Source organism: Nonomuraea sp. NPDC050783 (assembly GCF_040802095.1).
GTDB lineage: Bacteria > Actinomycetota > Actinomycetes > Streptosporangiales > Streptosporangiaceae > Nonomuraea.
Genome location: NZ_JBFAHK010000009.1, coordinates 200,985 through 212,951, shown reverse-complemented (window position 1 = coordinate 212,951; position 11,967 = coordinate 200,985). Strand labels below are relative to the sequence as shown.

The window sequence follows — 11,967 nt, the reverse complement described above, 5'->3', positions numbered from 1 at the left end:
CGCGTCCGGGGCGAGTGGTTCATGAAATCTCGCGGGTCCTGCTCACCGTCAGGATCGCGATGTCGTCGCGCGGGGCCGTGCCGGTGAAGCGGCGCACGTCCGCGCCGAGGGTCTCGGCCAGGCGGGCGGGCGGCCGGCGGGCCCAGCCGCCCAGGCGCGCCCCCAGGGGGTAGAACGCGCCGCCGGGGTCGCGGGCCTCGGTGACGCCGTCGGTGCACATCAGCAGCGTCGCCCCGCGGGGGAAGGCGAACCGGATGGCGTGGCGCGGCTCGGGGGCCAGCCCCGCCAGGCCGAGCGGCACGGCGGGCTCGCCGAGCGGGGCCTGGCGGGCGCGGCCGTCGTGGATGACGTACGGGGTGAGGTGCCCGCAGTTGACCGCCTCGACCTCGGGGTCGCGGTCGATGTCCAGCACCAGGGCCGTCACCAGGCGCTCGGGCTCGCCGGAGCGGGTGGCGCCCATGTTGTGCCGGGCCACGGCGGACTCCATGGCGTCCACGACCCCGAGCAGCGTGGCCTCCCGGTAGGCCGCCTCGCGGAAGGCGCCGAGCACGGCGAGGGCGGTGCCGATCGCGGGCAGGCCCTTGCCCTGCACGTCGGCGATGAGCACGCGGGTGCCGTAGGGGGAGGCGGCCACCTCGTACAGGTCGCCGCCCACCATCGCGTCCTCCTCGACCGGCTGGTAGAGGCCGTCGACCAGCACGTCGCCGGTGGCCAGGGGCAGCGGGCGGACGATCTGGCGCTGCAGGGCCGCCGCGGCCGAGCGCAGCCGGTAGACCTCCTCCTCGCGGTGCACCCGGTAGCGGCAGCTCAGCACGGCCGCCACGCCGAACAGCGCCGCGAACCCGGCGGCCAGGATGTTGTCGCCGGGCTCGGAGCCGACGTAGGCGAAGGTGCCGGCCATCGTCAGCACCACCCACACGGACGCGAACGCGGTCTGCCGCACGCTGCCGAGCCCGGCCGCGATGGAGGGCAGGAAGACCAGCAGCGGCAGCAGGCGCACCGCCGTGCCGGTGAGCGCGTCGAGCGCGATGAGCGCCACGGTGACGCCGACGAGCACCACCGCGAACACCGGCGCGGGGAGGGAGGGCCCCACCCGCCGCCGTTCAACGCCGTTCGCCACGGCCGCCCCCCACTCCGTGCCGTCGTCGCCCCTTTTCCCGTGGTCGTGCCCGGCCGGGTGGACGCGGAAAACGGCGGGCACGGGAAACGGCGGGCGGTGCTCCGGCGAACGCCTCCGGCAGGAAACCCTTCACCCTTCTCCGGCCGCCATCATCCGGCCGCTTCGGCCATGCTGTGCAGCCACGATATGCCCACGGCTACGGAAAGTAAACGACCGTAACCAGCATGGTCAGATTTGCTGTTATTGATCGGGATATTTCGGGCGCAGCCAATTGCCGAGTGTGACGATTTCTCGTTGGGGAACGCATTGACACAAGTAAACGATCTTGTAAATATCTGTGTTACCCGTATTCCTGAATTTGGTCGTCGCCAGAAAGAGGAACGTGTACATGGGCGAGTCCGGCACGTCGCAAGACCATGAGTGGACCCTGCTCCCGGCCGTGGTCGTCCGGAGCGCCGGATTCCCCTGGGACCTCGTCCGGACCCTGGCCTGCCCCAGGGCCGCCGAGACGGCGGCGGCCGTCGCGTCGCTGGAGAGCAAGGCCCTCGGCCTGCTCGCCACCGCGGCGGCCCGCCGCGAGGCCCGCCCGGACGGACCGCACGCCGGCCGGGCGGGCGCCCTCCGCTCCGCACGCCTGCCCGCACGCCTGCCCTCCCGCCTGCCCCACGGCCTGCGCAGCCGGCTGCGCAGGCTGCGGCCCCTGCCGCCCGGCACCCTCGCCCCCGAGGACTGGCTGGCCGACTGGAACCACGTCACCGGCCTGCTGGAGGAGGCCCGGCTCGCCCTCACCGAGCTGACCGCCGCCGACGCCGCCCTGGCCAGGGCCGCCGCCGCCGCCGCGGTCGCCGCCGACGAGCGCTTCCTCGACGCCCTCGCCTGCACCGCGCCCGCCGCCTACCGCGACCTGTGCCGGGGCCCCGCCGACCCGGCCCGGCTCGCCCCGCACGTGCAGCGGCTGGCCACCAGGCCCGCCCCGACCGGCTTCCACGCCCCCGCCGGCGCCGGTCGCGTCGAGCCCGCCCTGCCCAGTGGCTACACCTGGGCCGGGCACCACGAGCTGACCCGGCGCGTCGCCTACCCCGACGCCCGCGTCGGCGAGGCGCTCCAGCAGCGTGTGCTCGCCGACCTCGCCCTGGTCGCCGGGCTGGTGCCCCGCCGGCGCGCCGGCACCGCGCCCCCGGCCGACGGCGCCGCCTTCGCCGACCGCTGCGACGGCCGGCGCACCGTCGCCGAGATCGCCGGCGACCTCGGCGTCAGCCTGGAGCGGGCCTCGGCCGCCCTCGCCGTGGCGGTGCGCCGCGGGCTGCTCACCCACGACCTGTGCCCGCCGGCCACCGTCGCCGACCCGGTCGGCTGGCTGCGCGAGCGGCTGCCCGGCGACGAGCCCGTCCTGCCCGAGCCGGGGCTCGTGCCCGCCAGGGGCGTGCCCGCGCAGCGGCGGCGCGCGCTGGCCGGCCCCCGCGCCGCCACCGGCACCGGCCTGCCCGCCGACCTGCCCGCCGGGCGGCGCGTCCACGAGATCGCCGAGCTGCTGGAGCGCTACCCCGCCGCCGCGCCCGAGGTGAAGCTGGCCGTGCAGAGCCGCATCGAGGCGCTGGCCGGCGGTGCCCGGCGGGCCGGGCGCGGCGAGCGGGCCGAGGAGCGGGTCATCGTGCGCGAGGCCGCCGCCGGCACCCTCCGGCTCACCGCCGGCGGGCCGCTCGCCGCCGACCTGCGCGAGCGGGTGCCCGCCGCGCTCGCCCCGCTCGCCGAGGAGGCCGAGCTGGCCCGGGTGCGCGCCAACCGGCTGCTCGCCACGCGGCTGGGCGCCGGCTCCTTCCCGCTGGCCGAGGTGCTGCGCGCGGCCGGCGACCTGGAGATGCGGCACGGCGAGCGGATGGCCGGGCGCATCGCCGGGCTGGTCCGCGCCGCGCCGCCCGGCACCGCCGTGCTCGACCTGGCCCCGGCCTTCGGCGCGCCGGTCGCGCCGGCCGCGCCCGTGCTCTGCGCGGCCGACGTCATGGTGGCCGCGCCGGCGCTGGAGGCGTACGAGGCGGGCCGCACCCCGCTGGTCCTCGCCGCCGTCCACGGCACGCCCGGGCTCGCCCCCTGGGAGCCGCCGCCCGGCAGGGACGGCGCCGCGCTCGTCGCCGAGCGGGACGCCGCCGTCGCCCGCGCCCTCGGCGGGACGAGCGCGCTCAACGTCGTCTCGCCGCGCGCCGACGGCCTGCCCGCGCTGGCGCTGCCCGGCCCCGTCCTGGAGTACGGCGGCGCGACCGCCGACCCCCGGCGCCACCGCCTCGGCCTCGACGACCTGTACGTCCACAGCGACGGCCGCCGGGCCGCGCTGCGCGTCAAGGACACCGGCGAGCCGCTGCTGTTCCACAACGGCGGGCACGACAGCGTCCTGCACACCGCGCTCGCCCTGCCGAGGGTCCGCCCGCCCGCGCTTCCCGACCTGCCCTACCTCCCCCGCCTGACGTGGGGGAACGTCGTCCTCTCCCGGCGGCGCTGGCGGCTCGGGCGGGCCACGTCGGAGCCGCTGCGCCACGCCTCGGGCGAGCGCGACCTGCTGCTGGCCATGGCCCGGCTGCGCGAGGCCCACGGCCTGCCCGGCACCTTCTTCGCCACCCCCACGGGCACGGGCACGGGGACGGGCACAGGGACGGGCGAGCTCAACCCCCTCTACGTCGACACCCGCGCCCCCTCCCTCATCGGCGAGCTGGCCGCCCTGACCGGCGCCGCCGGCCCGCTCACGCTCACCGAGGCGCTGCCGGGCCCCGATGACTGCTGGCTGCGCGAGGGCGGGCTCCGCTTCGCCGCCCGGCTCCGCTGCGTCTACCTGCGGCCCGCCGGGCGGCCCGGCACGGCGCCGGGTCCCCGTCCGTGGAAGGAGGAACCCCGCTGATGGACGACGTGCTCGTCGTTCCCCCGTTCACCGACTTCACCACCGAGGTGGTGCCGCCCGCCGGCATGGCGCTCCTCGACCTCAACGAGCACCTGGTGCGGCGGCTGGCCGAGCCCGCCCGGCTGCGGGCCGCCGCCGCCCGGCCCGCCGCCGGGCCGCTGACCGCGCTGTTCGGCCGGGCCGCGGCCGCGATCCTGGAGCGGGAGGCGTACGACGACGCCCACCTGCGGGCCGTCGGCACTGCGCTCGGGCTGGCCGCCGACCCCGCCGTCCGGCTGGCCGTGGACGGGCTGGAGCTGACCGAGGGCAGCCCGGAGAGCAGCCGTGACCTGCTGGGGGCCGCCCGCCGGTGCGAGCTGTTCGCGCCCGAGGTCGAGCTGGCCCGCGAGGTCGCCGCCGGGCGGCGGGCCCACGTGGTGGTGGACCGCGCCGACCAGCTTCCCGCCGCGTTCGCGCTGGTCGAGGCGCTGAGGGCGGGGAGCCCGGGGAAGAGGGGCGCGGGGGAGGGGGTGACGCTGTGCGGGCGCCTGGTCATCGAGCACCGCGGCGCGCTGCGGCGCGTCCCCGAGCTGGCCGGGGTGAGGTGGGGGAGCTGGTCGCCCGAGCGCGTGATCGCGTCCTGCTGGCACGCCACCGGTTCGGCGCGTGCCACCGGTTCGGGGCACGCCGCCTCCGGTCCGGCTTCCGGCTCGGCTTCCGGCGCGGCTTCCGGGGTGGTGCGCTGGGTGGACGGGGGGCGGCCGGTGCCCGGCGGTGGGGTGCCGTGGGCCGGGCGGGTGGACGCGGCGCGGGCGGCGGCCCTGGCCCCCGAGGCGCTGGGCCGCTGCCGGGGGCTGACGCTGCTGGTGGCGCGCGCCGACTTCCTCGGCACGGCCCTCGGCATGACCGGCGCGAGCGTGGACCTGCGCCGCCTGCCGGCCGCGCTGCCGCCCGGCGTGCCGGTGACGTGCGAGCTGGCGGTCGGCGCGCCCGGCGTCACCGCCGAGGCCGTGGACGAGTCGGTGGAGCTGCTGGCGGGCGGGGCCGAGGGGATCCGGCTGGGCGGGCTGCGGCCGTACCGGATGGGGGCGCGCGCGCCCTGGGCGGCGGGCGAGGTGGCGCGCCTGCCGCCCGACCCGGGGCACGACCTGCGCCGGTGGGCGGAGTTCGACGCGCCGGGCACCCTCCGCCCCGCCGAGGTGGCCACCCTGCTCCGGCGCTGGACGGCGCGGCTGCCCGGCCTGTTGCCCGGCCGCCTGGCCGCCTGCGCCGTCACCGGCCCGGCCGTGCCCGGCCCGGCCTGGGACCCCTGCACGGAGATCGTCACGGGTGTGGGCCCCGACGGGCGGGGGCCGGGGACGTTCGCCGTCAACCTGCGCTCCGGCCGCTTCATCCGCCTCGCGGCCGGTCCGCACGTCCCCGGCCACCTGGCCGGGCCCGTCCGCCGCCGGCCGTGAACCGGGCACCCGCCCGCGTCGGGCACCATGGAAGACGTGACACAAGGCACTATGGGGGCGTCCCTCGGCAGTCTGGACGAACTGGTCGGCGGGGGCGGCGTGGCGGTGCTGAGCGGGGCCGGGCTGTCCACCGAGTCGGGCATCCCCGACTACCGCGGCCCGACCGGCCGGGCCCGGCGCGCCGAGCCGATGACCTATCAGCGTTTCGTCGGCAGCGCCGAGGCGCGGCGGCGCTACTGGGCGCGCAGCCACGTCGGCTGGCGGCAGATCGGCCTGGCCAGGCCCAACGCGGGCCACCGCGCCGTGGCCGCGCTGGAGCGGCACGGCCTGATCAGCGGCATCGTCACCCAGAACGTGGACGGCCTGCACCAGGCGGCCGGCGCGCGCCACGTGATCGAGCTGCACGGCGGCCTCGACCGGGTGGTGTGCCTGACCTGCCGCGAGCGCACCCCGCGCGCCGAGCTGGAGCGCCGCCTGCGCGAGGCCAACCCCGGCTGGGCCGCCACCAGCGACGTGATCAACCCCGACGGCGACGCCGTGCTCACCGACGAGCAGGTCGCCGGGTTCCGCGTGGTCGACTGCGCCTCCTGCGGCGGCCTGCTCAAGCCGGACGTGGTCTTCTTCGGCGAGAACGTGCCCCGCCCGCGCGTGGAGGAGTGCTTCGCCGTCGTGGAGCGGGCGCGGGCGCTGCTCGTGCTCGGCTCCTCGCTGGCGATCAGGTCCGGGCTGCGCTTCGTGGACCGGGCGGCGGCGCTCGGCATCCCGATCGCCATCGTCAACCAGGGCCCGACCGGCGGCGACGCCGCGGCCGGGCTCCTGGTGGACGCCCCGCTCGGCGCCACCCTGACCGGCCTGGCCCGCCGCCTGGGCGCGCGGCCGGATGCAGAATAAGCCCGTGCCGAAGAAGCCCGCCTCCGGGAAGCCCGCCTCCGGGAAGCCCGCCTCCGGGAAGCCTGCCTCCGGGAAGCCCGCCCCCGGACGACCCGCCCCCGGGCGACCCGTCCCCGGCGAGCCCGACCGGCCGTGCCCGTGCGGCCTGCCCGCCGCCTACCGCGACTGCTGCGGCAGGCTGCACCGCGGCGAGGCCGCCGCCGCGACCGCCGAGCAGCTCATGCGCTCCCGCTTCAGCGCGTTCGGCGTGGGCGACGCGGCCTACCTGTTGCGCACCTGGCACCCCGCCTCCCGCCCGCCCCGGCTCGACCTCGACCGGCGGCTGCGCTGGACCCGGCTGGAGGTGCTGGAGACCACCGGCGGCAGCGTCGTGCACGCCGAGGGCACGGTCCGCTTCCGGGCCCACTACCTGGAGCGGGGCAGGGCAGGGGAGAGGGCAGGGGAGCTGGAGGAGCACAGCAGGTTCGTCCGGGTGGACGGCCGCTGGGTGTACGCCGGCGCGCTCTGAGCCCGCGGGCCGCGCGGGGCGCGCGGGCTACGCCTCGGGCTTGCGGGCCACCCCGCCGACGAAGGTGTGGTACGTGATGCCCGGCTTGGCCTGGCCCTGCCCGTCGGGCCGCCACTCGGGCAGCGGCACCAGGCCCGGCTCCAGCAGCTCCAGCCCGTCGAAGTAGGCCAGGATCTCGTCGCGGAAGCGCCACCGCCCGGTGCCCATGGTGTCGTTGAAGATCCGCTCCGCCGAGTACGCCTGCTGCGACACCTCCGGCAGCGCGGGCCCCGGGTTGTGGAAGTGGGAGATGGCCAGGTAGCTGCCGGGCGCCAGGCGCTCCATGAGCCGCCGGGTGATGCCGCCCGGGTCGTGGTCGTCGGCCAGGTGGTGCAGGATGCCGAACATCAGCAGCCCCACCGGCCGGTCGAAGTCGATGAGCCGCCTGACCTCGGGGCTGTGCAGGATCGCCTGCGGGTCCAGCAGGTCGGCTTCGACGACGGTGGTGGTGTCGTCCACGGCCAGCAGCGCCCGCCCGTGGACGAGCACGATCGGGTCGTGGTCGACGTAGACGACGCGCGCGCCGGGCGCGACCGACTGGGCGATCTCATGTACGTTGCCCTGCGTGGGCAGGCCCGAGCCGAGGTCCAGGAACTGCCGGATCCCGGCCTCGCCGGCCAGGAAGCGCACCACGCGGCCCAGGAACTCGCGGTTGGCCCTGGCGGCCTCCGGCGCGTCCGGCGCGACCTCCATCGCCCGCCGCGCGGCCTCCCGATCGACCGCGTAGTTGTCCTTGCCGCCGAGGATGAAGTCGTAGACCCGCGAGACGCTCGGCCTCGTCGTGTCTATCCCGCGCGGCGCGCGCTCCTGCTCGTTGTCGGCCACGGTCGGCTCCTCCTGGCTGGTCACGTCGGGAGACGTCGCGCATGATCGTACGCCGTCGCGTACCGGCGCATCTCCCCTTTCGGTCATTTGCCGCGATCAGCCGGACTCGCGGACCACCAGCTCCGTCGGCAGCACCACCGGATCGACGTGCCCGGCGCCGTCCAGCAGCGCGAACAGCAGCCGCATGGTCTCCTGCGCCATCTCGGCCAGCGGCTGCCGGATCGTGGTCAGCGGCGGATGGGTGGACACCGCCACCGCCGAGTCGTCGAACCCGCCCACCGCCACGTCGTCCGGCACCCGCCGCCCGGCCGCGCGCAGCGCCGCGAGGGCACCGGCCGCCATCAGGTCGGAGGCCACGAAGACCGCGTCGAGGTCGGGGGAGCGCTCCAGCAGCTCGGCCATCGCCCGCTCGCCGCTGGCCTGCGTCCAGTCGCCGTGCGCGATGAGCCGCCGGCTGGCCTTGCGGCCCAGCACCTCGGCGAACCCCTCCAGGCGCTGGATGCCGCCCGGCGTGTCCATCGGGCCGGTGATCATCGCGATCCGGCGGCGGCCCTGGCGCACGAAGTACTCGGTCATCTGCCGGGCGCCGAGGCGCTCGTCGGCGGCGGCGTACGGGATGACGTGCTCCTGCCCGATGACCGCGCCGCAGGAGACCGCGGGCGGCCCGCCGGAGCCGAGCAGGCCCACCAGCGGGTCGCCGGCGTGCGTGGAGACCAGCAGCACCCCGTCGGCGTGGCCGCCGCGCACGTAGCGCACCACCCGCTCGCGGTCGCCCTCGTCGCCGGCCAGCATCATCACCAGCGACATGTCCCGCTCGGCCAGCATCCTGATCGCGACCCGGATCATCGTGCTGTAGTTGGGGTCCTCGAACAACTTCTCGTGCGGCTCGGACAGCACCATCACCACCGAGCCGGTGCGCTGGGTGACCAGGCTGCGGGCCACCCGGTTGACGACGTAGCCGGTCTCGGAGATCGCCCGCTCGATCGCCACCCGCGCCGCCGGGCTGACGTACTTGTCCCCGTTGAGCAGGCGGGAGACCGTGCCGCGGGACACGCCCGCGGCCGCGGCCACGTCGTGGATCGTAGGGCGTTTCATTTGACGGCTCCGGAGGACAGATCGGTCCTCCAGTATCGCTGCATCGTGAGGAAGAGCGCGATCAGCGGGACGATCGACAGCAGCGCCCCGGTCAGGATCAGGTTGTACAGCGCCGGCTGGTTGGCGCCGGCCGCCAGCAGCGTGTAGAGCCCGACCGTGAGCGGGAACTTGCCGTCGTCGCCGAGCATGATGAACGGCAGCAGGAAGTTGTTCCAGATCGCCACGAACTGGAACAGGAAGATCGTCACCATGCCGGGCACCATGAGCGGCAGCGCCACCCGGGCCATCAGCCGCGCCTCGCCCGCCCCGTCGATCCGCCCCGCCTCCAGCAGCGAGTCGGGGACGGCCGCGGCGGCGTAGACGCGGGCCAGGTAGATGCCGTACGGGTTCAGGATCTGCGGCAGCAGCACGGCCCAGTACGTGTCGGCCAGTCCGACCCGGCTGAACAGCAGGTACTGCGGGACGGCCAGCACCACGGCCGGCACCAGGATGCCGCCGATGAGCACATTGAAGATCGCGTTCCGGCCGGGGAAGCGGTACTTGGCCAGCGCGTACCCCGACACCGCCGACACCGCCGTGGACAGCAGCGCGCCGCCGCCCGCGTACAGCACCGTGTTGCCCGCCCACAGCCAGAACACGCCGTCGCGGTAGGCGAACAACTGCCGCACGTTGTCGAGGAAGCCGGTCCCGAACGACAGCGTCGCGGTGGTGAACAGCTCGCCCGGCGACTTGGTGGCCGCGACGAGCACCCAGAGCACAGGGAACAGGCAGTAGAGCGCCCCGACCAGCAGCAGCGCGGTCGGCACGACCCCCCAGGGCCGGCCGGTCGCGCCGCGGGCGCGGGCGCGGTGGCGGCGGCGCGCGGTGGCGGTGATCCCGGTCATCATCAGCCCTCCCCGAAGGCGCGGCCGCGGACCACGCGCAGGAACCCGAACGACAGGACGAGCGAGATCGCCGCGATGACGACCGAGGTGGCGGCGGCCGAGTACAGGTCGCCGGTGACGAACGCGTCGCGGTAGACCTTCATGAGCGGGCTCCAGGTGGAGCTGATCGTGTTGGTCAGCGGGCGCAGCGTGGTGGGCTCGGTGAACACCTGGATCGTGGCGATGACGGAGAACACCGTGGTGAGGATGATCGCCGGCACCAGCAGCGGGATCTTGACCCGGAGGGCGATCTGCAGCTCGGAGGCGCCGTCCAGCCGCGCGGCCTCGTACAGGTCGCGCGAGATGGCCCGCAGCGCGGTGTAGAGCACGAGCATGTTGAAGCCGGTGCCGCCCCACACCGCCACGTTCGCCATGGAGTAGGTGACGGCGGTGGGGCCGAGCAGGTCGACGTCCAGCACCGCGCGGATCGGGCTGAGCGAGGGCAGGTAGAGGAAACCCCACAGCAGGGTGGCGGCCACCCCCGGCACGGCGTACGGCAGGAAGATCGCGATCCGCGAGAACCGCGCCAGCCGCGCCCGCGCCGAGTCCAGCAGCAGCGCGAACAGCAGGGCCAGGCCGAGCATGACGGCCAGCACCAGCACGCCGTAGCCCAGCACCCGCAGCCAGCCCTGCCACAGCTCGGCGTCGGCGAGCGCGGCGGCGAAGTTGTCGAGGCCGGCGGAGACCTCGCGCCGCGCCCCCTTGCCGAGCCCGAGCCCCGACACCTTGGTCCGGCGCGTGGCCAGGTAGACGGTGTAGCCGATGGGCACGGCCAGGAAGAGCGTGAACAGCACGATCGCCGGGGCCAGGAAGAGGTACGGCCACCCGCCGCCCTTGCCGGAGCGTCCCATCACGAGGCGAGCTGGAAGCCGGACTTGCGCATGTCGGCGACCGTGGCGTCCTGCATGGACCGGACGGCGTCGGAGAAGGACGTCCGGTTCCGCGCGGCCTTGCCGAAGGCGTCCCTGAAGGTGTTGTAGGTCACGCCCACGTTCGGGCCGAAGGTGAAGCCGCGCGCCCCGGCGGAGACGGCGGCGGCCTGCTTCCAGAAGTCGGGCTGGCCGGAGAAGTACGCGGGGGGCTCGCCCAGCGTGGACTGCGCCTTGGTGGCGGCCGGGTAGATCGCGGCCTCCTTCACCAGCAGGTCCAGCGCGGCCGGGTCGGTGTTGAGCCAGGTGGCGAAGCGCGCGGCGGCGGCCCTGTGCGGTGTTCTGGCGGAGACGGCGGTGGACGAGCCGCCCCAGAAGCCGGTGACGTTCTCGCCGGCGTTCCACTGGGGGAGCGGGGCGACGGCCCACTTGCCCTTGGCCTTGGGCGCGTTGCTCTCCAGCACGCCCGGCGCCCACACCGCCGACGGCCAGGTGAGCAGCTTGCCGTCGTTGAGCGCCTTGTTCCATTCGGGGGTGAAGTACGGCATGTCGTCGATGACGCCCTCCTTCACCAGGCCGCCCCAGTAGTCGGCGACCTTCACGGTGGGCCCGTCGGCGATGCCGACCTTCCACGACTCGCCGCTGATGGACCACCATTGCGCGCCGGCCTGCTGCGCCAGCCCTGTGAACGCTCCCGGATCACTGCTGGAGAACGTGCCGAGGTAGACCTTCGGGTCCTTCTTGCGCACCGCGCGGGCGGCGTCGGCGTACTCCTGCCAGGTCTTCGGGACCGGGATGCCGTACTCGTCGAGCAGGTCCTCGCGGTAGAAGAGCATCATCGGACCGCTGTCCTGGGGGATGCCGTAGACGCCCTCGGTGCCGAGCGTGACCAGCCCCCACAGGCCCTCGGAGAACTCGCCCCTGATCGCCGCGGTCTCGGCCTTGAGGTCGGCCACCGCGTCGGCGGCGACGAACGAGGGCAGGTGCTGGTACTCGGCCTGCACCAGGTCGGGCGGGTTGCCGGCCTTGGCGGCGGTGAGGTACTTGGCGGCCGCGTCGTCGCCGCCGGCCTGCTTGCTGACCGTGACCTGAACGTCCGGGTGCGCCTTGTTCCAGATCGCGACGATCTTGTCCATGTTGGGGGCCCAGGTCCAGTAGGTGAGCTTGACCGGCCCCTGGGCGGCGGTGGCGGCGGGGCCCTGCGTCGCCTCGGTGCCGCGGGGGGCGGGCTCGCCGGACCCGCAGGCGGCGAGGGTGGCCGTGAGTGCGACGGCCAGAGCTGCTCCAAGGCGGTTGGCGCGCATGCGTACCTCCGTAAGGTCCTGTGAACGTGCACAGACTGGAACAGCCGCGAAATGCCCGTCAAGAGTCGTT

Annotated in this window: 10 protein-coding genes; 4 read left to right on the top strand and 6 right to left on the bottom strand. The window is 75.5% G+C overall.

What is annotated here, in order from left to right; translation table 11 throughout:
* Window positions 1-19: 19 nt before the first annotated feature.
* Window positions 20-1,201: a PP2C family protein-serine/threonine phosphatase gene (locus AB0H75_RS25385; protein WP_367800079.1), complete on the bottom strand. Its 1,182-nt coding sequence runs from the start codon at window positions 1,199-1,201 to the stop codon at window positions 20-22.
* A 307-nt stretch (window positions 1,202-1,508) separates the two neighbouring features.
* Here AB0H75_RS25385 and AB0H75_RS25380 point away from each other — a divergent pair, with 307 nt between their 5' ends.
* From AB0H75_RS25380 to AB0H75_RS25365, 4 genes are all read left to right on the top strand, one after another.
* Window positions 1,509-4,007 carry a lantibiotic dehydratase gene (locus AB0H75_RS25380; RefSeq protein WP_367800077.1) on the top strand — a complete coding sequence of 833 codons (2,499 nt, stop codon included), beginning with the start codon at window positions 1,509-1,511 and terminating at the stop codon, window positions 4,005-4,007.
* Window positions 4,007-5,443 carry a hypothetical protein gene (locus AB0H75_RS25375; RefSeq protein WP_367800075.1) on the top strand — a complete coding sequence of 479 codons (1,437 nt, stop codon included), beginning with the start codon at window positions 4,007-4,009 and terminating at the stop codon, window positions 5,441-5,443. Before AB0H75_RS25380 ends, AB0H75_RS25375 begins: the two co-directional genes overlap by 1 nt.
* A gap of 36 nt (window positions 5,444-5,479) precedes the next feature.
* Window positions 5,480-6,334, top strand: coding sequence for an NAD-dependent protein deacetylase (locus tag AB0H75_RS25370; RefSeq protein ID WP_367800073.1), 855 nt, complete (start codon window positions 5,480-5,482; stop codon window positions 6,332-6,334).
* Between the two features lie 145 nt (window positions 6,335-6,479).
* Entirely contained in the window at window positions 6,480-6,842 is a 363-nt protein-coding gene (locus tag AB0H75_RS25365) for a YchJ family protein (RefSeq protein ID WP_367800287.1), read from the top strand.
* A gap of 27 nt (window positions 6,843-6,869) precedes the next feature.
* Here AB0H75_RS25365 and AB0H75_RS25360 read toward each other — a convergent pair whose 3' ends face one another.
* The 5 genes from AB0H75_RS25360 to AB0H75_RS25340 form a co-directional block, all read right to left on the bottom strand.
* Complete coding sequence (locus tag AB0H75_RS25360; RefSeq protein WP_367800071.1) at window positions 6,870-7,730, bottom strand: SAM-dependent methyltransferase; 861 nt, start codon at window positions 7,728-7,730, stop codon at window positions 6,870-6,872.
* A gap of 72 nt (window positions 7,731-7,802) precedes the next feature.
* Window positions 7,803-8,801, bottom strand: coding sequence for a LacI family DNA-binding transcriptional regulator (locus AB0H75_RS25355; protein ID WP_367800069.1), 999 nt, complete (start codon window positions 8,799-8,801; stop codon window positions 7,803-7,805).
* On the bottom strand, window positions 8,798-9,688 hold the full coding sequence (locus tag AB0H75_RS25350) for a carbohydrate ABC transporter permease (RefSeq protein WP_367800067.1): 891 nt from the start codon (window positions 9,686-9,688) through the stop codon (window positions 8,798-8,800). Before AB0H75_RS25350 ends, AB0H75_RS25355 begins: the two co-directional genes overlap by 4 nt.
* The gene (locus tag AB0H75_RS25345; protein WP_367800285.1) at window positions 9,688-10,575 is read right to left on the bottom strand and encodes a carbohydrate ABC transporter permease; all 888 of its coding nucleotides are present in this window, start codon (window positions 10,573-10,575) and stop codon (window positions 9,688-9,690) included. The genes AB0H75_RS25350 and AB0H75_RS25345 overlap by 1 nt, the downstream gene beginning before the upstream one ends.
* Entirely contained in the window at window positions 10,575-11,897 is a 1,323-nt protein-coding gene (locus AB0H75_RS25340; protein ID WP_367800065.1) for an ABC transporter substrate-binding protein, read from the bottom strand. The genes AB0H75_RS25345 and AB0H75_RS25340 overlap by 1 nt, the downstream gene beginning before the upstream one ends.
* Window positions 11,898-11,967 lie beyond the last annotated feature (70 nt).